Raw genomic sequence first — 24358 nt, forward strand, 5'->3', positions numbered from 1 at the left:
GAGGGAATCAGGAGGATCAGGGAGTGAAGTGCCGGCGCAGGACGCCGTGCCATTTGTTCGCCGGCAGGTCCGGGCGGAGCGCGGCGAGCCCGGTGGCGTACTTGGAGATGCGGGACGGGCGGTGGCCGAGTGACCAGAGCAGCCGGTCGACGTCCGAGGCGGCCCGCGCCGACTTGGTCTCCACCACGACGGAATCCGGCATCCGCAGCGTCGAGCCGTCCGGGAGCATCCAGGCCAGGTCGCTGTCGATGGTCACCCGGCTGCCGGTCTCCGGGACGAACAGCGTCGTCCGGCGGTAGTAGGTCGCCATCACCGGTGCGTACTCGTGCCCTTCGGCACAGATGCCGGCGCCGGTGAGCACCTCGGACGCGTACGCCTCGCCCTCGGACCCGAGGCGGGATCCGTCTCCGGCGTACGGAATCCGCTCCTTGATCGTGACACCGCGCGCGCCGCGCGTCTTGACCTCGACGAAGTCGAGTCCGCTGTCCAGGTACGTCCTGATCCGGATCTTGAAGCGGCGCCGGCGGCCGTGCGCGGCCGCGTGGTAACTCTCCAGGCCGGCCGTGTCGAAGTAGATCGACCGGTACGAGAAGGAGCGCCGGCTGTCGATCTCCAGCATCCGCACGCCGGACGGCATCCGGTCGAGCAGGCCGTCCAGTTCGGTGGCCGGAACCAGGTATTTGCGGTCCAGGCGGGTCAGCAGGGCGGCCTCACCGACGAGCTCGTCGAGGGTGATCGGCGGGAAGGCGGTCATGACGCTCATGCGGCGTTCACCCGCTGACGCAGAGCCGGCTCCTGCGGCGCGCGACCGGCGGCCGGCGCCGTGTAGCGGACGTCCACCAGGGTGCTGTCGTTGACCAGGTCCACCTGGCGCACCACCATGCTGGTCACCCGGCCACCGAGCAGCGTCTCCAGGTGGGTACGCAGAGCGTCCTCGTCGGTGTACGCCACATCCAGGCGCAACTGCTGGTTACGCGACCGCTTGAACAACGCGGGGTGGTCACCGACCCAGAGGCCCGCGATGATCAGCAGCATCAGGCCGATCGTGGTCGGGGTGGGCGTGCCGCCGAGCCCCGAGATCAGGCCCAGTCCGAGCGCCGCGAAGTAGTACGCGATCTCGTGCTGAGTGATCTCGTCGGAGCGGAGCCGGATGATCGACAGGACGCCGAACAGCCCGAGGCCGAGGCCCGCGCCGACGGTCGTCGAGCCGAGCACGATCGCGACCGCCAGAACCCCGATGTTGATACCGAGGAACGCGGTCACCAGGTCGCGGCGGCGGTGCCGGGGGTAGTAGACCCCGAACGTCAGGAGGGCGATCGCGATGAGGTCCACCGCGGCGGCTAGCAACGTGGTCACAGTCAGTCCTTCAGGCTCTGTTCATCTGGTGTTCCCATTGGGGACCCGCGACCTGTTCACCACCTGTGAACGCCGTAAGGCGTTGATGAAAGCTGTTCTTAGACAACCCTTAGGCTCGCCCTGACGGCCTCTTAACCAGGCGAGCCAGGGTTGCCGCATGACCGCCACCGCCGCACCCGGAACCGCCCGAACCGCCGCACATCGCCGGCCACGCGCCGCGCCACGATGGTGGAAAGACGCAGGTGGCGCCGCCGCCGGGCTGAGTCTGCTGATCGTCACGGCGCTCTGGGTCTACAACGGCGGTGTGCGGCAGATCGGTGACGGCGGGTCCACGGCGATCACCGCGGTCGCCCGGCTCGCCGGCCTCTGGGCCTCCGACCTGCTGCTGCTCCAGGTGCTGCTGATGGCCCGGATCCCGATGGTCGAGCGCGCGTTCGGCCAGGACAAACTGGCGCGCTGGCACCGGTGGACCGGGTTCACCTCGTTCTGGCTGATGCTGCTGCACATCGTCACGGTCACCATCGGGTACGCGGCCGGCACGACCAACGTCTTCGTCCAGCTCTGGGACCTGATCTGGACGTACCCCGGCATGCTGCTCGCCGCGGCCGGGACACTGCTGCTGCTCCTCGTGGTGGTCACCTCGATCCGCGCGGCTCGCAGCAGGCTCCGGTACGAGTCGTGGCACCTCCTGCATCTGTACGCCTACCTGGGCGTCGGTCTCGCACTCCCGCACCAGATCTGGACCGGAACCGACTTCGCCGGCAATGCCCTTGCTCGCGGGTACTGGTGGACCCTCTATGCGGTGTCAGCGGGGGCCGTTATCGCGTACCGTCTGGCTCTGCCCGCGTGGCGTAACTGGCGGCACCGCCTGGTGGTTTCCAAGATCGTGCCCGAAGGGCCGGGCTTGACCTCGGTGTATCTGAGCGGTCAGCGGCTCGGTGAGCTGCCGGTGCGCGCCGGGCAGTTCTTCCACTGGCGCTTCCTGGATGGCGCGGGCTGGACGCGGTCGAACCCGTTCTCGCTGTCGGCGACCCCGCAGCCGGACATGCTGCGGATCACGGTGAAGAACCAGGGTGACGGATCGGCGCGGATCGCGACGCTGAAGCCGGGGACGCGGGTGCTGATCGAGGGACCGTTCGGGAAGCTGACCGGGGAGTCCTATGCGGGCGGGCCGGTCGTGCTGATGGCCTGTGGAATCGGGATCACGCCGCTGTTGTCGCTGCTCGGTGAGCTGCCGTATCGCAGTGGTGAAGCGACGCTGATCTATCGGGCGCGTAGTGAGGCGGATCTGGCGTTCGGTGCTGAGCTGGAGTGGTTCGCGGCGCAGCGCGGGGTGCGGGTCGTGCATCTGGCCGGGCATCGGGCCGGGCGGGCGTCGTGGCTGCCGGCGAGTCTTGCCGGTCAGGCCGACGCCGATGTGTTGCGGCAGGTGGCGCCGCAGATCGCTGCTTCGCACGTCTACATCTGTGGTCCGGAGGAGTGGGCGGGGCTGGCTCGTGCCGCGGCTGTTGAGGCCGGGGTCAAGCCGGCGCGTGTCCACACCGAACTGTTCGCCTGGTAAGTCTGGAGATTTCCGAAAAATGCGACGAATTACGTTGTGGTTGTTGTCGACGGTGGCGGCGCTGGTGCTGCTGTTCAGTTATCGGACGAGTACCGGGCAGGCGGTGACGCCCTCGACCGTGGCGGCCGCGCCGGTCGCCTCCGAAGCGGGTTCCAAGGTCTATACCGGCGACACTGTGCAGACTCAGGAAGGCGACGTCCAGGTCTCCATCACCGTTGCCGACGGGAAGATCACCGCGGTGACCGTGCCCGTCTACCCCGGTGGCAGTGCCCGGCACGAGGAGATCAGCGCCCGTGCCCTGCCGGTTCTCGTGGAGGAGACCCTGGCCGCGCAGAACGCCGACATCGACTCGGTTTCCGGCGCCACGTACACCAGTGGCGGATACAAGGAGTCACTGCAATCCGCGCTCGACGCGGCCCAGCTGTCGTAGGCATCGGACCCGGTTGAAGAAGTTGTCGTACCCGGCTGGCAGGGTGGAGGGCATGAGGATCCTGGTGGTCGAAGATGACGCGGCGGTGCGCGACTCGCTCGCCCGCACCCTGCGCTTCGAGGGTTACCAGGTGGAGACCGTCGGTGACGGCCGGGCCGCGCTCGACGCGGTCCGCACCGGCGAGCCCGACGCGGTCATCCTCGACGTCAACATGCCCCGGATGGACGGCTTGGAGGCGTGCCGGCAGCTCCGGGCCGACGGGGCGGTGCTGCCGGTGCTGATGCTCACCGCCCGTGACACCGTCGGCGACCGGGTGGCGGGGCTCGATGCGGGCGCCGACGACTACCTGGTCAAGCCGTTCGCCCTGCAGGAGCTGCTGGCCCGGATCCGCGCGATGCTGCGGCGGTCGGCGCTGTCCGTTCCGGCGGTTCCCGACGATCCGGGGGAGTGGTTGTCGTTCGGGGACGTGCGGCTCAATCCGCGTACCCGAGAGGTCTGGCGTGGCGCCAGATCGCTCAGATTGACCCGCACGGAGTTCACCATTCTCGAAGCGTTCCTGCGGCACCCGCGGCAGGTGCTCTCCCGGGCCGCGCTGTTCGAGCAGGTCTGGGGTTACGACTTCGGCGAGGGGTCCAACAGCCTGCACGTCTACCTGGGATACCTGCGCCGCAAGCTGGAGGCGGAGGGCGAGACCCGCCTGCTGCACACCGTCCGGGGCGTCGGGTTCGTCCTGCGCGAGGAGCCGTTGTGACCCGCTGGTGGCGCGAGCGCACGCTGCACGCCCGGCTGTCCCTGCTCGTCGCCGGTGCGGTGGCCGCTGCCGTCCTGCTCGTGTCGGCGGGCGCCTGGTTCCTGGTCCGCGAGATCCAGCAGGACAAGATCACTGCCGAGCTGGCGTCCGACGCGGGCACCATCGCGGCAAACCCCGCATATTGGCTGGCCGCCGAGGGCAGCAGGACCGGTTACGGCGACGACCTCGGGTCGGGCCCGGCGCCGCACGGCAAGGAGCTCGGCCCCTGCTGGCAGATCCTCGACACCACCGGCTCTGTGGTCGGCGGCACCGCCACACCGCTGCCGGTCACCACCGCCGCCACCGAGGTCGCGGCGGGCACCCAGCGTGAGTCGGTGCAGGAAGAGGTCACGCTCGGCCACGGCGACTACCTGATGCTGACCATGCCGATCAAGGGTGGGGGAGCGGTCCAGGTGGCCGTCGACCGTTACCCCGACGACCGTCTCCTGACCATGTTCGCGGTCCTGCTCGCGGTCGGTTGCGCGGCCGGCATCGGGGGCGCGGCGCTGCTCGGGCGCACTGTGTCGCGCGCCGGCCTGGCCCCCGTGGACCGGCTCACCGAGGCGGTCGAGGATGTCGCCGTCACCATGGATCTGACTCGCCCGATCGACGTCGCCGGCAAGGACGAGGTGGCCCGGCTCGGCCGCTCGGTCAACGCGATGCTGTCCGCCCTCGACGCCTCACGCCGGGCTCAGCGGGCATTGGTCGAGGACGCGGGGCACGAGATGCGTACCCCGCTGACCAGCATCCGCACCAACGTCGAACTGCTCCTCTCGGTCGAGCGCCGCCCCGAGCTGGCCCACCGCCTCACCCCCGAGGACCGGGCGAATCTCCTGGAGGACCTCGACGCCCAGGTCCGCGAGCTGGCGACGCTGACCACCGAGCTGGTCGAGCTCTCCCGCGAGGAGGGCAGCCGCGAAGCGGTCGAACAGGTCGACCTCGCCGAGATCGTGACCGCCGCGATCAACCGCGTCCAGCTGCGCGCCCCCGAGCTGACCTTCACCACCGACCTGCGCCCGGTCACGGTGCTGGGCCGCCCCGGCGAGCTCGAACGCATGGCCGTCAACATCCTCGACAACGCGGCAAAATGGAGCCCACCAGCAGGAACGGTGACGATCCGCCTGACACCCGACGGACCCGGTCTGTGCCGCTTGACCGTTACGGACACCGGCCCGGGCATCTCCCCGGAAGACCTGCCCCACGTCTTCGACCGCTTCTACCGCGCAGCGGCCGCCCGCTCGATGCCCGGCTCCGGCCTGGGCCTGGCCATCGTCGCCCAGACAGCCGCCCAGCACGGCGGCTCAGCGACGGCAGCTCCCCACACCCCGCACGGCACCGAGATCACCGTCCGCCTCCCCGGAACCCCATCCTGACCTGCTCTTTCTCACGCTCCCCATTCAATACGCGTAACCGCAGGGGCACCGCCGCCCTCGACACCTGCGGCCCCTCCCGCCGGCCCCTCCCGCCGGCCCACCCCGCCGCCGGCCCCGCCCTTCCCTCACCCCGAGCCCTTGCGCTCGCGTCTGCCCTTGCGCTCGCGTCTGCCCTTGCGCTCGCGTCCGTCCTTGCGCTCGCGTCCGTCCTTGCGCTCGCGCCCGCCCTTGCGCTCGTGTCTGCCTTTGCGCTCGTGTCTGCGTTTGCGCTCGCGTCCGCCCCCGCCCCGCCCTCGCGTCCGCGTCCGCGCGTGCGTCTGCCCTCGCGCCTGCGTCCGCCGGAGTGGGTGCGAGGATGGCGTCTGCAAGGGCGGCGAGACGGATGATGTTGTGAGTTTGCGGCTGGCGAGGCGGCCCAAGCTCACAAGATCTGCACGCGACGGGGTCGCGCCGCGCGCTGAGCAGCCCGATTGCCCGTGATCCCGGCGTGCCGCAGCCGCCGCGGCAAAGCTCCCAGCCCTCACGGTCACGGACGGTGAGCAGTCTGCCGGGTGGCAGCCCGATCTTGGAGCCCAACAGGTGCCCTGACCCCACCAAACAACCAAACATAGGCCCGCAGCCAGCCCGCCCGGCCGTCCCATCACCGTCCGTAAAGCGCGCCGCCGACAAATGCGGGAGGCTGCTCTCAAATATCGAACCCGAGCGCCCCCAAACACCCAGACCATCGCCGGCGCCAGCCCCGGTCGAAAGCGTGTCGAATTGAGGCGCAATCCGAACCCGAAGTCGACACGTAAGTCGCCCGCCGCCCGCCCGTGTCGACTTGAGGTGCGGTCCGCGCCCGAAGTCGACACGCACACCAGCCGCCGTCCGCCTGTGCCAGCTCGGGGTGGAGCTCGCGCCTGAAGTCGACACGCGGGTCGGGGGCCGTCCGCCTAGGCCTCGTCGTCTTGAGGGCGAGCCGTAGTTCAGACAGGTCATGAGGGTGCGATGACCTATCTGAGCTACGGCTCGCGCCGACCAACCGTAGTTCAGACACCTCATAGCGGCCCGATGACGTATCTGAGCTACGGCTCGCCCCGGCGGACGGCTCGCCCCGGCGGACGGCTCGCCCCGGCGGACGGCTCGCCCCGGCGGACGGCTCGCGTCAACGGCCGGGTCGGTCCGTGTAGCGGGCTGGCGGCGACACGCCGTGAGCGCCCCGCCTGGTGTGTGTCGAGTTGAGGGGGGAGGGGCCGCAGGTGGCGAGGGGGCGGGGCTTGTCGTTACGCGTACGAAAGGGATTTTAGGGATTTTAGGGCTTCTGTGACGCTGGAGATGTGGGTTCGCATTGCTGTTTCGGCTGCTTGGGGGTCGCGGCTGCGGATGGCGGCGATGATGCGTTCGTGCTGGGGGAGGGACGTTTGGGGGCGGCCGGGGACCAGGGAGAGCATGTATTGGTGGCGGACCAGCTGGCCTCGGAGTGTCTCGACTATGCGGTCGGCTGTCTGGTGGCCGGCTATGTCGCGGATCAGGGCGTGCAGGCGTTGGTTGAGGTCGCTGTAGCGGCGGTATTCGCCGGCCTCTACGGCTCGGCGCATCAGCAGGCCGATCTCGTCGAGTTCGATGGCCTCGTCGTCTGTCACCCGCTCGGCGGCTCGGCCGGCTATCAGGCCCTCGACGACCATGCGCACCTCGGTGATCTCCACCGCCTCGGCCATCGAGACCTTGCGGACCTGGGCGCCTCGGTTGCGCTGGACTTCGATGAGGCCTTCGGCGGCCAGGTCCTGGAGGGCGGCGCGGACGTTGAAGCGGCTGGCTTCCAGGCGTACGCAGAGCTGGGCCTCGACCAGGCGCTCGCCGGGCAGGTACTCGCCGGCCAGGATGGCCTCGCGCAGGGCGTCGCGGACCTGGACGGCGGTGTTCGCGGCGCGGGCGGGGCGGCGCTCGTCGTGCGGCATGGGTACCCCCGATGTGGTTGAACCATCAATCATGCCGGAAGCGGGTTTGTTCAGACAACATCGTCAACAATTGCAGTGCCGGCGGCACCGGCCTAAGGTTCGTGGCGAGGGTGTGGCGCTGACAAAATTGTCGACAAAGTTGAGGCGAGCGGCTGATGGCTGGTGTGCCGGTTCTGGTGATGCGTGGCGGCACGTCCAAGGGCGCGTATTTTCTAGCCTCTGATTTGCCGAAAAATCCGGAAATAAGGGATGAGCTGCTACTGCGGATCATGGGCTCGCCTGATCCGCGGCAGATCGACGGCATCGGTGGGGGTCATCCGCTGACCAGCAAGGTCGCGGTTGTCAGTGTGTCCGACTCGCCGGACGCTGATGTCGACTACCTGTTCCTGCAGGTGCATGTCGATCGGCCGCTGGTCAGCGCGGAGCAGCCGTGCGGGAACATTCTGGCCGGGGTGGGGCCGTTCGCTGTCGAGCGCGGGTTGGTCGCCTCGGTCGGCGGGGGCATTACGAGGGTACGCGTACGCATGGTCAACACGGGTGCCCTGGCAACGGTGGAGGTGCCCGTTTCCGATGGCCGGCCGGTGTATTCAGGCGATACCGCGATCAGTGGCGTGCCAGGCCCGGCCGCCCGACTTCTCGTGGAATTTCGCGATTTAGCGGGATCCGTCACCGGCGCCCTGCTCCCCACCGGGAACCGCGTCGACGAGCTCGACGGCATCCGCGCCACCCTCATCGACAACGGCATGCCGGTCGTCCTCATCGAAGCATCGTCACTGGGTGTCACGGGTTACGAGTCCCCGACCCGCCTCGAATACGACGAGAGCCTGCGCGACCGAGTCGAAAAACTGCGCCTGCTGGCCGGCGAACTGATGGGCCTCGGCGACGTCCGCGACCAGACCGTGCCGAAGATGTGCCTGGTGGCGCCGCCGATCGACGGGGGAAGCCTGTGCACCCGGATGTTCGTCCCGCACCGTGTGCACAGTGGGATCGGGGTGCTGGCCGGCGCATCGGTGGGTGCGGCGGCGGCATTGCCGGGGAGTGTGGCGGCGGGAGTGGTCACGCCGGAGTTCCGTGGCCACGGGGCTGCGGCCGGCCCGGCTCCGCATCACACGTTCCGGCTGGAGCATCCGGCGGGGTGGTTCGACGTCAGGGCCGAGATGGATACTGGGCGGACGTCGATCGTCAGCACCGCTCGGCTCCTGCTCGACGGCATCGTCCACCCTCGTTGACGACAGGATTGTCGCCAATGCTGAGATTTCCCTGAAAAAGGCCGCTCACCTGTGGTGATGCGGCCATTTTTGTGCATCCACAACGCAGCGTCGTGATTTTGTTGACATTATCTCCGACGATTCGTAACGTCCCCGTTACGCCCGTCGGCCGCGCGCACCGGCCGGGCCCCATCTGGATCGCTGTTTCCAGGAAGGTCCCGGGTTCATGTCTGTGTGTTCAATCCCTGCCCATCTGATCCTGCGGCGACAGGTGCTCGACGGTGACCCCGGTGTCGGTGAACGTCCTGGTCACATGCCCCGACGTGTACACCCACAGGATGCGCAGCGGCTCATCGCCGACATTGCGGAACAGATGCGGGATCGGCGACGCGATGTACGTCGTGTCGTACTGGCTGAGCCGGGTCACCGAACCCTCGACGAGGACCTCGGCCTCACCGTCCAGGATGGTCACGTGCTCGTCGCAGTTGTGCGAGTGCATCGGCGCCCCGGTGCCGGCCGGGTACACGCTGATCCCGCTGGTGATCCGGTTCTCGCCGGCGGCCGACGTGGTGGTGATGAGCGGCGTCGTGGCGATGGCCCCGCCGCGATCGAGAACCTCGACCTCGGCCGACTTGATGATCACGGTCATGGCCCGAGCGTAGGCCGGTCTTGGCCGCGCGAGACGCAGCCTTACGTTGCGCTCGGCGACCTGTGAGGCCCTAACACCTCGTTGTTACGTTCCTGCGAAACACCCACCCCGAGTGCTCGGGATCACAAGCTAGAGGGCTGGCTGCCGATGAGACTTCCCCTGATCAATCCGGATGACATGACCCTGCGGCAGCGAGAGGTCGCCGAGCGCATCGCCGGTCGGCGGGGTGCTGTCCGCGGACCGTTCCGGGTCTGGCTGAACAGCCCGGAACTGTGCGACAAGGTCGAGTCGCTCGGAGCGTTCCTGCGTTTCGACTCCAGCCTCCCGTTGCGGCTGCGGGAGTTGTCGCTGCTGATCGCGGCCCGGCATTTCGACGCGCAGTACTCCTGGAACGCGCACTGGGAGAAGGCGGTCTCCGAAGGGATCCCGGTCGACGCGGTGCGGGCGATCGCCGCACAGGCGACACCCGTTTTCGACAACGAGGAAGACGCTGCTTTCTACGGATTCTGCACCGAGTTGCTGGAGAACCACTTCGTGTCCGCCGAGACCTACGAACGAGCGCTGGCGTTCTTCGGGCCGGAGGGGCTCGTCGACGCCGTCGGCTCGCTCGGGAACTTCAGCATGCTGGCGATGTGCCTGAACGCGTTCGAAGTGGACCTCCAGGCCGACCGTGAGCCGCCGTTCCCGGACATCCGCGGATACGCCCGGATCGCGCAGTGACCACGGCAGTGACCACGGCTATGACCACGGTGATCCGGGTCGACCGCATCACCAAGAGTTTCGGCGGCGCCGCGGCTCTCACGGATGTGTCGGTCGACTTCTTCCCCGGTGAGGTGCACGCCCTCATGGGCATGAACGGCGCCGGCAAGTCGACGCTCGTACAGATCCTGTCCGGGGCCTTGAACCCGGACTCGGGAACCCTGGAGGTGGGCGGGCTCGTCCAGAACCAGCTCAACCCCCGGCAGGCTCGCAAGGTCGGCATCTCCACCGTCCCGCAGCGCCGCGAGCTGGTGATGAGCCTGACCGTCGCCGAGAACATCATGCTGGGCCAGCTGCCGACCAGCGGCGCGATGGTGCGCTGGCATTCGGTACGCGAAACCGCACAGGAAGCCCTGCGCGCCCTCGGCATCACCATCGACGCGGACGCGATCGCCGGCGACCTGACCGTGGCCGAGCAGACCATGGTCGAGGTGGCCCGTGAGGTACGCCGAGGCGGCAAGGTGCTGATCCTCGACGAGCCGACCGCATGCCTCGGCCCGGAGGCGGCGCAGCAGATCCGCGACCTGGTGCTCCGGCTCCGGGACAGCGGCGTGGCGATTCTCTTCATCTCGCACCACATCTCCGAGGTCCTGCACCTCGCCGACCGGATCACCGTGCTGCGCGACGGCCGGGTGACGTGGGCCGGCCTGGCGACGGAGACCGACGAGAAAGGCCTGGTCCGCGACATGGTCGGCCGGGACGTGGTGTCGCGGCGCCCGGTCCGGCCGGCGCGGTCCAACGAGGTCGGTCTCTCGGTGCGCGGGCTCTGCGACGGCCGGTTCCTGGACTGCTTCGACATCGACGTCCGGCGGGGCGAGATCGTCGCGGTGCTGGGTCCGGCGGGTGACGCGCAGTCCCGGTTGTTCGACCTGCTCTCCGGGCGTCGGCGCTTCGACGGCGGGCAGGTCTCGGTTGCCGGAAAGAAACTGAAAAACGGCAAGATAACCGACTCGCTCGCCAGTGGACTCCGCTGTGTCACCGGCGACCGCCGCCGGCTCGGGCTGATCCCCGGCCTGACCATCGACGAGAACGTGATGCTCGCCCAGGACCGGCTCGACAAACGCCGCATCCACCGGTGGAGCCTGCTGACCCGCCGGGCGAAACCACTGCGCGAGCGGTACCGGGTGGTCTCGCTCGCCGAGAACCCCCCGGTCGAACAGCTCTCCGGCGGCAACCAGCAGAAGGTCCTGCTGGCCAAGTGGCTCGGCACCGCGCCGTCCGCGGTGCTGTTGGAGGACCCGACAAACGGCGTCGACGTCTCCGCGATGGCGGAGATCCACTCTCTCGTCGACCGGCTGGCCGGCGAGGGCGTCGCGGTCCTGCTGGCCTCGTCGTCCGCCGAGGAGGTCATGCGCCTGGCCGACCGCGTCGTGGTGGTACGCGACGGCCGGCGGATCGCCGAGTACCAGGTGGACCGGATCACCCGGGACGAACTGATCGCCACCACGCTAGGAGGAGCACTGTGAGCGCCGTCGCGACCCTGACCCGGCCCGTCCGGGTCGGAAAGATCCCGCACGCGGGCCTGCTGCTCGTCCTGGTCGGGATCATCGTCTTCGCCAGCGTGCGGACCGACTCGTTCCTCAACACGAACAACCTGCTCAACGTGGCCCGCCAGGTCAGCGTCGTCGCGGTCATCGCGGCCGGCCTGACCCTGCTGATGGTCGCCGGCGGCATGGACTTCTCGATGGGTGGCAACGTCGCGGTCACCACGGCGGTCGCGGCGCAGATGCTCTCGCACGGTTATGCGACCTGGTTGACGCTGGTCACCGCGATCGGCCTGTCGATCGCTGTGGGCCTGGTCAACGGCGCGGTCGTGACATTTACCAACGTGGCGCCGTTCGTCGCGACCCTGGCCACCGCGACCCTGCTCGACGGCGTGGCACTGCTGGTCATCAACGGCATGAGCATCTCGATCGACGAGCACCTGTCCGGGCTCGGCAGCGGCACCACGTTCGGCCTGCCGAACCTGGTCTTCGTGGCGGCCGCGGTGCTGGCCGTGGTGGCCTTCGTGATGCGGTACACCTCGTTCGGCCGGGACGCGTTCGCGATCGGTGGCAACGAGGACGTGGCCCGGCTCAGCGGCATCACCGTGTCCCGCGACAAGCTGGTCCTCTACGGTCTCGCCGGCGCACTCTCCGGGCTGGCCGGCATCATGCTGCTCTCCCGGCTCGCGGCCAGCAGCCCCGGCACCGGTGGCCTTCAGCTGCAGCTCACCGCGGTCGCCGCGGTCGTCATCGGCGGCACCTCACTGGCCGGTGGCAAGGGAACGATCGGCGGCACCATCCTCGGCGTCCTGCTGCTCGGTGTGGTCGCCAACGTGCTCAACCTGCTCCAGATCTCCTCCTATTACCAGCAGATCTCGGTCGGCGCGGTGCTCCTGATCGCGGCGATCGCGAACCTCCTCCAGTCGTCAAGGAAGCGATAAGATATGAAATTTCGGGCATTGATCGCGGTGGCACTCTGTGCGGCGTCGCTGAGCGCCTGCGGTGAAGAGGCCAGTGGCAGTGACAGCGTCACCCTCGGCTTCGTCAACGGCGCCAACACCGAGTTCCACACCTGCCTGCAGCGGGCCGTCGAGGCCGAGGCGAAGACCGAGGGCGCGGAGCTGATCACCGCGAACTCCAAACAGGACCCCGGCACCGAGCTCAACAACATCGAGGACATGATCTCGCGCAACGTCGACGCGCTGATCGTGCAGACGGTGAACGTCGACGCGCTGAAGAACGACATCACCAAGGCGAAGAGCGCCGGCATCCCGATCTTCCTGACCTCGGTGATCACCAGCGACACCTCGGACATCCTCGGCGCCGTCGTGGTCGACCTGAAGCAGGTCGGCGCCCTCGACGCCGGTTACGTCGCGAAGGACGCCGGCGACGCGCAGGTCGAGGCCGGGATCATCGCCGGCGCGCCCGGTGCCGCCAGTGATCTGCTGGTCGGTGGCTTCTCCGACGCGCTGCCGCCGAATGTCAGCGTGGTCGCGAACCAGCCCGGCATGTTCAACCGGGCCAAGGCCCAGGACGTCGCCGAGAACATGATCCAGGCCCACCCCAGCCTTCAGTACGCCTTCGTCGCGAACGAGGAGATGGCGTTCGGCGCTCTGCAGGCGTTCCAGGCGGCCGGTAAGAACGTCAAGATCGTCACCACGAACGGCACCGACGAGGGCCTGGCCGCGGTGAAGGACGGCCGGTTCGCGGCGACCGTGGCGAACTCCGCGACGGTCACCGGTCAGCTCGCCGTGAAGAACGCGATCACGCTGCTCAACAAGGGAACCGCGGAACGGATCGCGAACACCCCGATCAAGCTGATCACCAAGGACAACCTGGCCGACGCGCCGCAGTACTGCCTAGAGGGCTGACATTCATGGATCGCATTCTCGTCATGCGCAGCTTCGTCACGGTTGCCAAGATCGGCAGCTTCAGCGGCGCCGCGAAACAGCTGGGCACGTCGGGTTCGCTGATCTCCCGGCACGTCGCCGACCTGGAAAAACAGCTGGGTGTGCACCTCGTCAACCGCACCGCGCGATCGGTCAGCCTGACCGAACCGGGCCAGCGGTACAGCGAGTTCGCCCAGCGGATCCTCGACGAGATCGACGAGGAGGACTCGCGGATCGCGGAGCTGCACGACCGCCCCGAGGGTCCCCTCTCGATCATCTGTCCGAAATGGATCGGCGGCCTCGACCTCGGCGACGCGATCGCCGAGTTCTCGGTCGCCCATCCGAAAATCGCGGTGCGGTTCGAGCTCGGTGGCATGTCGGACCGCACCTACGACTTCCTCGACTCCGGCTTCGACGTCGCATTCCACACCCGTGACCTGCGGGACTCCAGCGTGCGGCTGAAACGGATCGCGTCGCTGCCGTTCGTCCTCTGCGCCGCCGATTCGTACATCGAGAAGCACGGGCTGCTCACCGATCCGAACGCGCTGAGCGACCACGACTGCCTCGTGCACGTGAACGACCCGGTGTGGCGGATCGGGCACGGGCACTCCAGCACGCTGCACAAGATCCGGAACATCGGGTTCCAGTCGAACTCGTACATCGCGCTGCACAAGGCTGCCGTGCACGGGCGGGGGATCGCGCTGTTGCCCACGCGATCGGCGTACGACGATCTGGTCGACGGGAAACTGCGGGTGCTCCTGCCCGAGTTGCCGGTGCCGAGCCGCTCGCTCTACGCCATTTACGGGCCGGCGCCGCAGGCCCCACGCAAGGTCGAGGTGTTCCTCGGTTACCTCACCAAATGGTTCGCCGAGAATCCGCTGCCGGTATTCGAACGCAGCCTGCAATAAAGGCTTGCGAAATCACGGGGGCTCGACTCCCGCATCCACTTCTAGGCTTCGTCCGACACCCCAGAAAGACACCCCAGAAAGGTAGGCGGCGGTGGGAATCCAGCGCATCGAGTCGGTGATTTACACCGTCGATGACCTCGACACGAACGTTCGCTTCTTCACGGATTTCGGGCTGACGCCGGTCTCCCGCGACGCGACGAGCGCGGTCTTCGAGACACGAATCAAACAGACCCTTCATCTGTACGCGGAACCGAAGCCCGGCCTGCCGCCCCCGGTGGAGCAGGGCCCGACTCTCCGCGAAATCGTCTGGGGCGTCGACACTCCGGCCGAGCTTTCCCGGCTGGCAAAGAAGGCGGGCGCGGATCGGGAGACCCCGGACGGCGTGGTGCACACCATCGACCACACCGGTTTCGGGGTGGGCCTCACGGTTGTGCGTTCGTCAGAACTGGAGCACGAACCACCTCGACGGGCCAACAAGTCCGGCTACGTGAACCGGGTCAACCAGGCGCTCGGCCCGGTCGGCCAGGTACGCCCGATCCGGATGTGCCACGTCGCGCTGAACATTCCGAAAGTGGGGCGCGAGGAGGCGGTGGCGTTCTACACCGACCGCCTCGAGTTCATCCCGACCGACGTGGTCAAGCCGATGGGCGTCTTCATGCGGGTCGAGGGCGACGCCGACCAGCACAACTTCCTGCTCTGTCACCGGCCGGACAAGGCCGGCGTCAACCACGTGTCCTATGAGGTCAACGGCTTCGATGACGTCATCGAGGGCGGCAACCACATGATCGAGCGGGGCTGGCAGGAGGCCCGCAAGCTCGGCCGGCACACGGTCGGTTCCAACGTCTTCCGGTTCGTGCACGCGCCGTGCGGCGGGCGGGTCGAGCTCGCCGCCGACATGGACCGGATCGACGCGTCCTACGGCACCCGGGTGCACGAGACGACGCCGCCGCATCACATCTGGACCCTGCGTACCAACCGGGAGAGCAGCTCATGAGTCTCTACATCGACGGGTCCTTCCTCTCCGACCGGCCGACAGTGCCGGTGCTCAACCCGGCGACCGAGGAGGTGATCGGTCAGGTTCCGCTGGCGACGCCGGAGGATCTCGACCAGGCGATCGCGGCCGCCGTCCGCGCCTTCGCGACGTGGCGCGACACCCCGATCGCCGAGCGCACCCGGATCCTGCTCAAGGCCGCCGACCTGCTTGTCTCCCGTGCCGACCACGTCGCCCGGGTGATGACCATCGAGCAGGGCAAGCCTCTCGCCGAGGCCCGCAGCGAGGTGCTGCGGGTCGCCGGGGCGCTGCGCTGGGATGCCGAGGACGCCCGCCGGGCCTATGGCCGGATCATCCCGTCGGCCGGGGACACCGTGCTGAGCGTGCGGCACGAACCGATCGGCCCGGTCGCCGCCTTCACCCCGTGGAATTTCCCGGCCGGATCCCCGATGCGCAAGATCGCCGGAGCGCTGAGCGCCGGCTGTTCGATCGTCATCAAGGCGTCCGAGGAGACGCCGGGTACGGCCGTCGAGCTCGTCCGCTGCTTCGCCGAGGCCGGGCTGCCCGCCGGCGCGCTCAACCTGGTCTTCGGTGATCCGGCCGAGGTGTCGCGGCACCTCATCGCGTCGCCGGACATCCGGCTGGTCGCGTTCACCGGCTCGATCCCGGTCGGCAAGCTGCTCGCGGCGCAGGCCGGCGCCGCGATGAAGCCGTCGCTCATGGAACTCGGCGGCCACGCCCCGGTGATCGTCTGCGAGGACGCCGACCCGGTGCTGGCAGCGCGTAAGGCCGTTGCCGCGAAGTTCGCGAACGCCGGCCAGGTGTGCACGTCACCGAGCCGATTCTTGGTACATGAAAGCCTATATGAGCGATTTGTCGAGGAATTTCGCGCCCAGACCAGCAGGGTCGTCGTCGGCGACGGCCTGACCGAGGGCGTCACGATGGGCCCGCTCGCCAACGAGCGCCGGCTCAAGGCCATGGAAGAGTTCGTCACCGACGCGGTCAGCAAGGGAGCGACGATCGTCGCTGGTGGCGAGCGCCTCGATCGGCCCGGTTACTTCTTCGCTCCCACCGTACTGACCGGCGTGCCGGGCGACGCACGGGTCATGCGGGAGGAACCGTTCGGGCCGATCGCGCCGATCAACTCCTTCACCGATCTGGACGACGCGCTGCGCATCGCGAACGAGCTGCCCTACGGCCTCGCGGCGTACGGCTTCACCCGGTCGTCGAAGACCGCCGAGAAACTGATCAGCGGGCTCGAAGCCGGCATCCTGTCGATCAACCACTGTGGTGGGTCGGTGCACGAGGCGCCGTCCGGCGGGGTCAAGTCCAGCGGGTACGGCAAGGAGGGCGGGCCCGAGGGCCTGGAGGCCTACCTGATCACCAAGCGCGTCTCGCACCTGCTGGTGGACTGACGTGCGATACAGCCGGATCACCCTGCACGGCCGGCCGGTCTGGGCCGAGGTCGCCGACGGGCTCGTGCACGTCCTGGACGGCGACCCGATCACCGGAAAGCCGAGACGCACCGCGGAACGCGTACCCCTGAATGGTGTTGATCTGCTGCCGCCGGTGATTCCGCCGGTGTTCTATGCGGTGGGTTTCAATTACCGCAGTCATCTGGAGCATTTCGGCAAGCAGGCGCCGGAACGGCCGGAGATCGGGTACCGCGCCAACAACGCGCTCACCGGGCACGGCTCGCCGATCGTCCGCCCGGCCGGTGTCGAAGGCCGATTCGAGGCCGAGGGCGAAGTGGTCGCGGTCATCGGCCGCACGGTCAAAAAGGCGACCCGGCAGGAAGCGCAGGAGTCCGTTTTCGGATGGACCATCGGCAACGACGTCAGCGCCCGGGAATGGCAGCACGCCGACCGCACTTTCTGGCGCAGCAAGAACAGCGACACGTTCAAGCCGATGGGCCCGTGGATCGAGACCGATGTCGACCCGCTCGCGCAGACCACGACGGTACGGATCGACGGTGACGTGAAAGCGAAATTCGCCACCGGCGACATGATTTTCGACCCGTTCGACTACATCGTCGAGGTCACGAAATACATCACGCTGCACCCCGGCGACGTGCTCTGGATGGGCGCCGACAGCACCGTCCAGCTGGAGCCCGGCAACACGGTCGACATCGAGATCAGCGGGATCGGCGCGCTGTCCAATCCTGTCCTGGAGGAACAATGAGTAACGCACCGAAGTACATTCACCACGTCAACTTCCCGACCACCGATCCGGAACGCACCAAGGAGTGGTACTCCAAGGTGTTCGGGCTCAAGGCGATCACCCCGAAGAGCAACACCAAGGTGGTCCTGATGACCCGGGGCAACTTCGACCTGCATTTCACGCCGGTCGAGGAGATGGACCGGATGGCGCCCTATCACTTCGCCATCGAGGTGGAGGACTGGGACGCATTCCTCGCGCATCTCCAGGAGCTCGGCATCCGGCACACCCGGCCGATCGAGCGCCCGGAGAACCAGTCCAAGTTCTGTTACATCCACGACCCGGATCACACGATGATCGAGCTCGTCTTTCACGGAAAGCGGCCCGCCTGATGCCAGTTGTCAGTTCGTTCGACGGTGCGAAAATCTATTACGAACGGCACGGATCGGGTCCGGCGATCCTTTTCGTGCACGGCTCCGGCGGGCACCACGCCGCCTGGTGGCAGCAGGTAACCGCGCTGCGTGACCGGTTCACTGTCGTCACCGTCGACCTGCGTGGGTTCGGCAAGTCCGACTCGTCGATGCCCGAATTCGACGGGCAGGACTTCCCCGGTGACCTGATCGCGGTCCTGGACGCCGAGGACCTGCGCGACGTGCTGCTGGTCGGCCAGTCGATCGGCGCGGTCGCCGCGCTGCGCGCCGCCCTGAAACGCCCGGACCGGGTACGCGGTGTCGCCCTCGGCCACTCCCTCGGCGGCCTCGACCACCCGGAGCTGTCCGAACTGGTCGCCGCCGACCGATCAGAAGCGGTCAAGCTGCCCGTTCTCGATCGGCTCCTGTCGCGGCGCTTCCAGGAGGAGGAACCGGCCAGGACCTTCCTCTTCCAGCAGATGGGCACGTTCAACGTCGCGAAGATGGCCGACCTGCGCAACCTGTCGGTGAACGGCCCCTCGATCGACGAGATCGTCGCGTCCGGCGTCCAGGTCTGGTTCCTCGCCGGCGAGACCGACGCGGTGCTTAGCGTCGCCACCGTGCGGCGGGCCCATGAGCTGCTGAAAGGGTCGTTCCTGAAGATCGTTCCAGGTGCACCGCACTCGATGTACTGGGAATCGCCCTCGCTGTACAACGCGGCCGTCGCTGAGATCCGGGAGGGGCTCTGATGTCCCGGCTCAGCCTCACTGCGGCCGAGGAGATCCTGGCCGGCGTGCTGGTCCGCGGTGATCAGCTCGGCAAGGCGCTCAGTGTCGCGATCGTCGACGCCGGCGGCCACCTGATCTCGGTGAAACGTTCGGACGGCGCCCGCGCGCTCACCCCGAGCATCGCGATCGCGAAGGCGTACAGCGCCGCGATCATGGAGCGCCCGACGAACATGCTCTACGACTGGGCGCAGAGCAATCCCGGCTTCTTCGCCCAGCTCTCGACCATGGCTGCGCACCCGATCGTCGCCACCGAGGGCGGCGTCACGATCAAACGCGACGGCGAGATCCTCGGCGGTCTGGGAGTCTCCGGCGGCACCCCCGCCGAGGACCAGCAGGCGTGCGAAGAGGTGCTGAAGGAGCTCGGGTACGAGCTGATTTTCGCAGCGTGGGGGAAGAATCGTGGCTGACACCTTCAAATTCCGCATCGACCACCACGGCAGCCTGGTCCGCCCGCCGGAGCTGCTGGCAGCCCGCGCCGCCTCCTCCGACGACCTGCGCGACATCGAGGACGCGGCCATCGCCGAAGCCGTCCGCAGGCAGCGCAAACTCAGCCTCACGGTGGTCACCGACGGAGAATTCCGCCGCGCCGACCTACGCAGCGCCGTCTTCGACGCGGTCCACGGCTTCAAACGCGCCGACAGCTCCAAGAGCGCCGATAGCTCCAGGAGCACCGACGGCTCCAAGCGCGCCGGCAGCGAAAGCTGGATCGCCGAGGGTGAACTCAAGCCCTACCGCTCGCTCGTCGCCGACGACGTCGCCGCCATTGCCACCCTGACGCAAATCCCCGCGAAGGCCACGCTTCCCTCACCGGCCTACCTCGCGGCGACCACCTTCCAGCCCGGCGGCGCCTGGGCGAGCGCGCGCGAGCTGGGCGAATTCCTCGCCCCGCTCATCCGCGACGAGATCCAGGCGATCATCTCCCGCGGCGTGCGCCTCATTCAGATCGACAACCATGGGTACGCCCAAAGCCTCTTCAGTGACCGCGAAGGATCACTGACATTCGACGACGCGCTGGCGGTCGACGCCCTGGCGGTGACCATCGCCGACAAACCGTTCAACGTCCGCATCGGACTGTGCCCGCTCACCCGGGCGGGCGGCGAGCTGAATGTGGCAGCCGCGGAGAAGCTGTTCACCACGATCCCGGTGGACCGCTGGGTCCTGCCCTACGACACCGGCGCCCCGGCCGAGGCCCAGCTGCTCCGCGCCGTCCCCTCCGGCCGCGACGTCTGCCTGGGAATCGTCTCCCCGCTGACGCCCCAGCTGGAGGATGTCGACACGGTGATGGACCGGATGGACCACGCCGCCACGATCCGCGACCTGGAAGACATCGCGATCAGCCCGAGCGCCGGCTTCTCCGAGCTGGCCGGCCACCCCACGATCAGCGCCGAGGACCAGTGGCGCAAGCTCACCCACGTCGAAACCTTCGCCCGGATGTGCTGGGGCAACGAACTCTGAGCGACGGCAGGCGCGGGCTGTCAGGGGTCGCGGGCGGATCTAGTGAGTTTGTGGCTGACGTGGCGGCCAAACCTCACAAGATCCGGGGCAGAGGACGACAGCGGCGGGCAGCATGCTCAGAGGGGTTCGGCGAACGTCACCCGGCGCTCCAGCAGGCGGGGGCGGACAACGCCGATGATGTGTTCGGCGAAGTGGGGGCTGGCGGCGTGGGCGTCGAAGCCGGCACGGTCCGTGTAGACCTCGTAGAGGACGAACGACGCCGGGTCTGACGTGTCGGCGTGGACCACGTACTCCAGGTTGGCCGGCTCGGCCCGGGTGTGCTCGCGCATCGTCAGCAGCGTCGCGCGGACCAGCTCGGCGTCCTGGAGGGCGCAGCGGTAATGGGCGATGACGGCGTAGGGCACGGGTTTACCTCCAGCTCGGGAAAGACGACCGCATTTGATCAGAGAAAACGGTGCGCCGGACGCAACCAATGCTTCTCTCTCAGCGCATGGCGCGCGCATTTCGCCGTTCCTACCATTCGCGATACCGATGCGATTTCCCCGAGGAGCTGTGATGTCCGTTCGCACCATGGAGACCCTGGCAGGCGGACGCTGGTTCGGCGCCGAGTCCTGGATCGACGTCTACGACCCGGCCGATGTGCGTACGCCGTTCGTCCGGGTTCCGGCGCTGACGCCCGCGCAGGTGACCGAGGTCTACGACGCGGCCGTGGCCGGCGCCGCGGTGTGGCGGGCCACCTCCGCGATCGAGCGCTCCAAGATCCTCGCGAAGGCCGCGGTGCTGCTGCGGGTCCGTGCCGCGGAGATCGCCGACGCGGTCGTCACGGAGAATGGCAAGACGCTCGCCGAGGCCCGGGTCGAGGCCGAGAAGGCCGCCGACTTCTTCGAGTACTACGCCGGGATCGGCCGCCAGGAGTACGGCTCGCTGCTGCACGACGTGCGGCCGGGCACCCGGGCCGGGTTCCAGCGCGAGCCGCTCGGCGTCGTCCTCGCGATCACCCCGTGGAACGACCCGCTGATCACCCCGGCCCGCAAGCTCGCGCCGGCCCTCGCCGCCGGCAACGCGGTTGTGCTCAAACCGGCCGGCGAGACACCCACGTCCGGCCTGCACCTGGCCCGGGCGCTGCACGACGCGGGCGTGCCGGCCGGCGTGATCAACGTGGTGACCGGGCGTTCCGCCGAGATCTCCGGCGCGCTGCTGGACGACCCGCGGATCGCCGCGGTCAGCTTCACCGGCGGCAACGAGGTCGGCGAGGCGCTGCGGGTGCGGCTCGCCGAGCGCGGTGTCCGCTTCCAGTCCGAGCTGGGTGGCAAGAACGCCTCGGTGGTGCTCGCCGACGCGAACCTGGAGAAGGCCGCCACCCTCGTGGTCGCCGCCTCGTTCGGCCAGGCCGGCCAGCGCTGCACCGCGACCAGCCGGGTCCTGGTCGACCGGGCCGTGCACGAGGAGTTCATCGCGCTGCTGCGCGCGAAGGTCGCGGCCCTGCGAGTCGGTCCCGGCAAGAGCGAGGGTACGAACGTCGGCCCCCTGGTCAGCCCGTCGCACCGGGACAGCGTGCTCGCGCACATCGCCGGCGCGGTCAAGCAGGGCGCCCGGGTCGAGATCGGTGGCGAGCCGGCCGGCGAGCCCACCGGCTGCTGGGTGGCACCGACCGTCCTGGCCGGCATCACCCCGGACATGGACCTCTGGCGCGACGAGGTGTTCGGCCCGGTCCTCGCGGTACGCGTCATCGACGGCCTGGACGAGGCCATCGCCGCCGTCAACGACAGCAGATACGGCCTCGCCGCGGCGGTGTTCACCGACAGCCTCGCGGCGGCCCACCGTTTCCTCGCGGAGGCGGACTGCGGTCAGGTCGCCGTGAACACCACGACATCCGGATGGGACGTCCACCAGCCGTTCGGTGGCTTCCGGGACTCCGGCTCCCCGTTCAAGGAGCAGGGTGCCGAGGCGCTGCGGTTCTATACCAAGGTCAAGACGTTCGCCATCGCGTTCGGCGGCTAGCAATCGGAGGCAACACACGTGTCGGACGAGACCATCGCGATCGTCGGGGCGGGCATCGTCGGCCTCGCGATCGGCCGGGAGATCACCCTGCGCCGGCCGGGCACCAGGGTCGTGATCCTGGAGAAGGAGGCCGCGGTCGCCCAGCACCAGACCGGCCACAACTCCGGGGTCGTGCACGCCGGCATCTACTACACGCCGGGCAGCCTGAAGGCCGAGCTCTGCACCCGCGGCCGGTTGCTGCTCCGGGAGTACTGCGCGGACCGGGGGATCGCGTACGACGAGTGCGGCAAGCTCGTCGTCGCGGTCCGTGCCGACGAGCTGGGCCGGCTTGACGACCTGGAGAAACGAGCCCGGGAGAACGGCGTGCCCGGCCTGCGCCGGGTGGATGCGGCCGGTATCCGGGAGATCGAGCCGCACGCCGCCGGCCTGGCCGCGCTGCACTCGCCGGAGACGGCGATCACCGACTTCCCCGGTGTCGCGACGGCGTTCGCCCAGGACATCGTCGCGGCCGGGGGAGAGGTACGCACGAACTTCGCCGTCGACCGCCTCACGCCCACCGGCTCCCGCATCGAGATCGCGGCGGGGGAGCGCCGCCTGCTCGCCGACCAGGTGATCGTCTGCGCCGGCATCCACAGCGACACGGTGGCCCAGCTCGCCGGCGACACCGCGGCACCCCGGATCATCCCGTTCCGCGGCGAGTACATGCGGGTCAAGCCGGCCAAGGCGGACCTGGTCCGCGGCATGATCTACCCGGTTCCGGACCCGCGGTACCCGTTCCTCGGCGTGCACTTCACCCGCCGGGTCACCGGGGTGGTCGAGGTCGGCCCGAACGCGGTCCTGGCGACCGCACGGGAGGGCTATCGGCGTACCCAGGTCAATGTTTTTGATCTTTTAAAAATCGCCGCGTGGCCGGGGACCTGGCAGATGGCCCGGCAGCACTGGCGCACCGGTGTGAAGGAGGTGCGTGGCTCGCTGTCCAAGCGGCGGTACATGGCCGAGGCGATGCGGTACGTGCCGGAGATCGGCGCGACCGACGTCCACCGTTCCGGCGCCGGAGTCCGTGCGCAGGCCCTGGACCGCGACGGCAGCCTCGTCGACGACTTCCGCATCCATCGGCTGGGCCCGGTCACGGCCGTCCGCAATGCGCCCTCACCTGCGGCGACGTCGTCGCTGGCGATCGCCGAGCACGTGGTCGGCCAGATCCTCGTCCAGTGAGCGCTTCGTGCAACAACCGATTGCGCCGCACGGACTCCGCAGGACGAGAAATCGCCAATAGCTTCATTCCCATCCCCGGCAGACAACCGGTACGGCAGGACAGCCGGTAAGAAAGGAAACGCATATGTTCGTCGTCGACTCCCAGGTTCACATCTGGAAGGAAGAGACCCCGGACCGCCCCTGGGTTCCGGGCGCTCGCGAGCGTATCCGGCTGAACGGCCACCGGGAGGACCCGTTCAGCTACGAGGAGTGCCTCGCGCTGATGGACGAGGCCGGCGTCAACCGGGCGCTGATCCTGCCGCCGTCATGGGAGGGCGACCGCATCGATTACGCCCTCGAGGCGTGCGAGGCACACCCGGACCGCTTCGGCATCATGGCCCGCATCCCGCAGAACAAGCCCGCCGAGGGCAAGGCCATGCTGAAGGACTTCGCGCAGAACCCGTACGTGAAGGGCACCCGGCTGACGTTCCACCGGCCGATCGACCGCAACTGGATGATCGACGGAACGAACGACTGGTACTGGCCCCTCGCCGAGGAGCTGAACATCCCGACGATGGTGCACGCGCCGATCTGGAAGGCCGAGCTCGGCGCCATCGCCGGCAGGCACCCCGGCCTGAAGATCATCATCGATCACATGGGCATCATGGCCCGCTGCGTGGACGACGCGATCGGTTACTGGGTGCAGGAGACCGCCGACCTGCACAAATACCCGAACATCTACGTGAAGGTGTCGGCGCTGCCCGGTTACTCGACGCAGCCCTTCCCGAACCTCAACATCGAGAAGTACGTCCGCGAGATGGTCGACAAGATGGGCCCGCGGCGCTGTTTCTGGGGCACCGACATCACCCGCCTGCTGGGCCACGGCCTCAGCTACGTGGAGACCATCGAGCAGTTCACCAAGCACTTCGACTTCTCGCCCGAGGAACTCGAATGGATCATGGGCCGGGGCATCTGCGAGGTCCTGGACTGGCCGATCGAGTCCCGGGACGCGAACTGA

Annotated in this window: 25 protein-coding genes; 20 read left to right on the forward strand and 5 right to left on the reverse strand. The window is 68.4% G+C overall.

Annotated elements, in window-relative coordinates; genetic code table 11:
- Window positions 1–16: 16 nt before the first annotated feature.
- Together B0I29_RS06620 and B0I29_RS06625 are read right to left on the reverse strand one after the other, a co-directional pair.
- Window positions 17–763 (reverse strand): polyphosphate polymerase domain-containing protein, encoded by a 747-nt coding sequence (locus B0I29_RS06620; protein WP_245972278.1) that lies wholly within the window; start codon window positions 761–763, stop codon window positions 17–19.
- On the reverse strand, window positions 760–1356 hold the full coding sequence (locus tag B0I29_RS06625; protein WP_111647922.1) for a DUF4956 domain-containing protein: 597 nt from the start codon (window positions 1354–1356) through the stop codon (window positions 760–762). The genes B0I29_RS06620 and B0I29_RS06625 overlap by 4 nt, the downstream gene beginning before the upstream one ends.
- 157 nt (window positions 1357–1513) lie before the next feature.
- On the opposite strand from B0I29_RS06625, the gene B0I29_RS06630 reads away from it, so the two are divergent.
- Genes B0I29_RS06630 through B0I29_RS06645 form a run of 4 tightly spaced genes read left to right on the forward strand, consistent with a single transcriptional unit; the run spans window position 1514 to window position 5510 of the window.
- Window positions 1514–2917, forward strand: a complete 1404-nt coding sequence (locus B0I29_RS06630) for a ferredoxin reductase family protein (protein ID WP_111647923.1) — start codon at window positions 1514–1516, stop codon at window positions 2915–2917.
- A 19-nt stretch (window positions 2918–2936) separates the two neighbouring features.
- Window positions 2937–3347 carry an FMN-binding protein gene (locus B0I29_RS06635; protein ID WP_111647924.1) on the forward strand — a complete coding sequence of 137 codons (411 nt, stop codon included), beginning with the start codon at window positions 2937–2939 and terminating at the stop codon, window positions 3345–3347.
- A gap of 52 nt (window positions 3348–3399) precedes the next feature.
- The gene (locus B0I29_RS06640; RefSeq protein ID WP_111647925.1) at window positions 3400–4098 is read left to right on the forward strand and encodes a response regulator transcription factor; all 699 of its coding nucleotides are present in this window, start codon (window positions 3400–3402) and stop codon (window positions 4096–4098) included.
- Window positions 4095–5510 (forward strand): HAMP domain-containing sensor histidine kinase, encoded by a 1416-nt coding sequence (locus tag B0I29_RS06645; RefSeq protein ID WP_111647926.1) that lies wholly within the window; start codon window positions 4095–4097, stop codon window positions 5508–5510. Before B0I29_RS06640 ends, B0I29_RS06645 begins: the two co-directional genes overlap by 4 nt.
- 1262 nt (window positions 5511–6772) lie before the next feature.
- On the opposite strand, the gene B0I29_RS06650 is transcribed toward B0I29_RS06645, so the two are convergent.
- Complete coding sequence (locus B0I29_RS06650; RefSeq protein WP_111647927.1) at window positions 6773–7447, reverse strand: GntR family transcriptional regulator; 675 nt, start codon at window positions 7445–7447, stop codon at window positions 6773–6775.
- Window positions 7448–7602: 155 nt separating this feature from the next.
- Here B0I29_RS06650 and B0I29_RS06655 point away from each other — a divergent pair, with 155 nt between their 5' ends.
- Window positions 7603–8676, forward strand: coding sequence for a 4-oxalomesaconate tautomerase (locus B0I29_RS06655; protein WP_111647928.1), 1074 nt, complete (start codon window positions 7603–7605; stop codon window positions 8674–8676).
- A gap of 217 nt (window positions 8677–8893) precedes the next feature.
- Here the strand turns inward: B0I29_RS06655 and B0I29_RS06660 are convergent, their stop codons facing one another.
- Window positions 8894–9304: a cupin domain-containing protein gene (locus B0I29_RS06660; protein ID WP_111647929.1), complete on the reverse strand. Its 411-nt coding sequence runs from the start codon at window positions 9302–9304 to the stop codon at window positions 8894–8896.
- Window positions 9305–9451: 147 nt separating this feature from the next.
- Here B0I29_RS06660 and B0I29_RS06665 point away from each other — a divergent pair, with 147 nt between their 5' ends.
- The 12 genes from B0I29_RS06665 (at window position 9452) to B0I29_RS06720 (ending at window position 20145) form a co-directional block, all read left to right on the forward strand.
- Window positions 9452–10024 carry a carboxymuconolactone decarboxylase family protein gene (locus B0I29_RS06665; protein ID WP_111647930.1) on the forward strand — a complete coding sequence of 191 codons (573 nt, stop codon included), beginning with the start codon at window positions 9452–9454 and terminating at the stop codon, window positions 10022–10024.
- Window positions 10021–11529, forward strand: coding sequence for a sugar ABC transporter ATP-binding protein (locus tag B0I29_RS06670; RefSeq protein ID WP_220091284.1), 1509 nt, complete (start codon window positions 10021–10023; stop codon window positions 11527–11529). Before B0I29_RS06665 ends, B0I29_RS06670 begins: the two co-directional genes overlap by 4 nt.
- Window positions 11526–12488, forward strand: coding sequence for an ABC transporter permease (locus tag B0I29_RS06675; protein WP_111647932.1), 963 nt, complete (start codon window positions 11526–11528; stop codon window positions 12486–12488). Before B0I29_RS06670 ends, B0I29_RS06675 begins: the two co-directional genes overlap by 4 nt.
- A gap of 3 nt (window positions 12489–12491) precedes the next feature.
- Window positions 12492–13418, forward strand: a complete 927-nt coding sequence (locus B0I29_RS06680) for a sugar ABC transporter substrate-binding protein (RefSeq protein WP_111647933.1) — start codon at window positions 12492–12494, stop codon at window positions 13416–13418.
- Between the two features lie 5 nt (window positions 13419–13423).
- On the forward strand, window positions 13424–14344 hold the full coding sequence (locus B0I29_RS06685; protein ID WP_111647934.1) for a LysR family transcriptional regulator: 921 nt from the start codon (window positions 13424–13426) through the stop codon (window positions 14342–14344).
- Window positions 14345–14435: 91 nt separating this feature from the next.
- Window positions 14436–15338: a VOC family protein gene (locus B0I29_RS06690; protein WP_111647935.1), complete on the forward strand. Its 903-nt coding sequence runs from the start codon at window positions 14436–14438 to the stop codon at window positions 15336–15338.
- On the forward strand, window positions 15335–16750 hold the full coding sequence (locus tag B0I29_RS06695) for an NAD-dependent succinate-semialdehyde dehydrogenase (RefSeq protein ID WP_111647936.1): 1416 nt from the start codon (window positions 15335–15337) through the stop codon (window positions 16748–16750). Before B0I29_RS06690 ends, B0I29_RS06695 begins: the two co-directional genes overlap by 4 nt.
- 1 nt (window position 16751) lies before the next feature.
- Window positions 16752–17516 carry a fumarylacetoacetate hydrolase family protein gene (locus tag B0I29_RS06700; RefSeq protein ID WP_111647937.1) on the forward strand — a complete coding sequence of 255 codons (765 nt, stop codon included), beginning with the start codon at window positions 16752–16754 and terminating at the stop codon, window positions 17514–17516.
- Window positions 17513–17884, forward strand: coding sequence for a VOC family protein (locus B0I29_RS06705; protein WP_111647938.1), 372 nt, complete (start codon window positions 17513–17515; stop codon window positions 17882–17884). Before B0I29_RS06700 ends, B0I29_RS06705 begins: the two co-directional genes overlap by 4 nt.
- Window positions 17884–18651 carry an alpha/beta fold hydrolase gene (locus tag B0I29_RS06710; protein WP_111647939.1) on the forward strand — a complete coding sequence of 256 codons (768 nt, stop codon included), beginning with the start codon at window positions 17884–17886 and terminating at the stop codon, window positions 18649–18651. The genes B0I29_RS06705 and B0I29_RS06710 overlap by 1 nt, the downstream gene beginning before the upstream one ends.
- The gene (locus tag B0I29_RS06715; RefSeq protein WP_111647940.1) at window positions 18651–19097 is read left to right on the forward strand and encodes a GlcG/HbpS family heme-binding protein; all 447 of its coding nucleotides are present in this window, start codon (window positions 18651–18653) and stop codon (window positions 19095–19097) included. The genes B0I29_RS06710 and B0I29_RS06715 overlap by 1 nt, the downstream gene beginning before the upstream one ends.
- A complete protein-coding gene (locus tag B0I29_RS06720; RefSeq protein ID WP_111647941.1) occupies window positions 19090–20145 on the forward strand; it encodes a methionine synthase II (cobalamin-independent)-like protein in 1056 nt (351 codons plus the stop codon). Before B0I29_RS06715 ends, B0I29_RS06720 begins: the two co-directional genes overlap by 8 nt.
- A 116-nt stretch (window positions 20146–20261) precedes the next feature.
- Here the strand turns inward: B0I29_RS06720 and B0I29_RS06725 are convergent, their stop codons facing one another.
- A complete protein-coding gene (locus B0I29_RS06725) occupies window positions 20262–20549 on the reverse strand; it encodes a putative quinol monooxygenase (protein ID WP_111647942.1) in 288 nt (95 codons plus the stop codon).
- Between the two features lie 151 nt (window positions 20550–20700).
- Here B0I29_RS06725 and B0I29_RS06730 point away from each other — a divergent pair, with 151 nt between their 5' ends.
- The 3 genes from B0I29_RS06730 (at window position 20701) to B0I29_RS06740 (ending at window position 24358) form a co-directional block, all read left to right on the forward strand.
- Window positions 20701–22146: an aldehyde dehydrogenase family protein gene (locus B0I29_RS06730; RefSeq protein ID WP_245972283.1), complete on the forward strand. Its 1446-nt coding sequence runs from the start codon at window positions 20701–20703 to the stop codon at window positions 22144–22146.
- 18 nt (window positions 22147–22164) lie between these two features.
- Window positions 22165–23361 carry an L-2-hydroxyglutarate oxidase gene (lhgO, locus tag B0I29_RS06735; protein ID WP_111647944.1) on the forward strand — a complete coding sequence of 399 codons (1197 nt, stop codon included), beginning with the start codon at window positions 22165–22167 and terminating at the stop codon, window positions 23359–23361.
- 124 nt (window positions 23362–23485) lie between these two features.
- Window positions 23486–24358 (forward strand): amidohydrolase family protein, encoded by an 873-nt coding sequence (locus B0I29_RS06740; RefSeq protein ID WP_111647945.1) that lies wholly within the window; start codon window positions 23486–23488, stop codon window positions 24356–24358.

The organism is Actinoplanes lutulentus (assembly GCF_003259845.1).
GTDB lineage: Bacteria > Actinomycetota > Actinomycetes > Mycobacteriales > Micromonosporaceae > Actinoplanes > Actinoplanes lutulentus.

Coding starts and splice junctions, on each gene's coding strand:
- B0I29_RS06665 (WP_111647930.1), top strand. CDS start 9,452: ATGAGACTTCCCCTGATCAATCCGGATGACATGACCCTGCGGCAGCGA.
- B0I29_RS06620 (WP_245972278.1), bottom strand. CDS start 763: ATGAGCGTCATGACCGCCTTCCCGCCGATCACCCTCGACGAGCTCGTC.
- B0I29_RS06695 (WP_111647936.1), top strand. CDS start 15,335: ATGAGTCTCTACATCGACGGGTCCTTCCTCTCCGACCGGCCGACAGTG.
- B0I29_RS06650 (WP_111647927.1), bottom strand. CDS start 7,447: ATGCCGCACGACGAGCGCCGCCCCGCCCGCGCCGCGAACACCGCCGTC.
- B0I29_RS06660 (WP_111647929.1), bottom strand. CDS start 9,304: ATGACCGTGATCATCAAGTCGGCCGAGGTCGAGGTTCTCGATCGCGGC.
- B0I29_RS06630 (WP_111647923.1), top strand. CDS start 1,514: ATGACCGCCACCGCCGCACCCGGAACCGCCCGAACCGCCGCACATCGC.
- B0I29_RS06740 (WP_111647945.1), top strand. CDS start 23,486: ATGTTCGTCGTCGACTCCCAGGTTCACATCTGGAAGGAAGAGACCCCG.
- B0I29_RS06655 (WP_111647928.1), top strand. CDS start 7,603: ATGGCTGGTGTGCCGGTTCTGGTGATGCGTGGCGGCACGTCCAAGGGC.
- B0I29_RS06635 (WP_111647924.1), top strand. CDS start 2,937: ATGCGACGAATTACGTTGTGGTTGTTGTCGACGGTGGCGGCGCTGGTG.
- B0I29_RS06715 (WP_111647940.1), top strand. CDS start 18,651: ATGTCCCGGCTCAGCCTCACTGCGGCCGAGGAGATCCTGGCCGGCGTG.
- B0I29_RS06705 (WP_111647938.1), top strand. CDS start 17,513: ATGAGTAACGCACCGAAGTACATTCACCACGTCAACTTCCCGACCACC.
- B0I29_RS06640 (WP_111647925.1), top strand. CDS start 3,400: ATGAGGATCCTGGTGGTCGAAGATGACGCGGCGGTGCGCGACTCGCTC.
- B0I29_RS06730 (WP_245972283.1), top strand. CDS start 20,701: ATGTCCGTTCGCACCATGGAGACCCTGGCAGGCGGACGCTGGTTCGGC.
- B0I29_RS06680 (WP_111647933.1), top strand. CDS start 12,492: ATGAAATTTCGGGCATTGATCGCGGTGGCACTCTGTGCGGCGTCGCTG.
- B0I29_RS06685 (WP_111647934.1), top strand. CDS start 13,424: ATGGATCGCATTCTCGTCATGCGCAGCTTCGTCACGGTTGCCAAGATC.
- B0I29_RS06710 (WP_111647939.1), top strand. CDS start 17,884: ATGCCAGTTGTCAGTTCGTTCGACGGTGCGAAAATCTATTACGAACGG.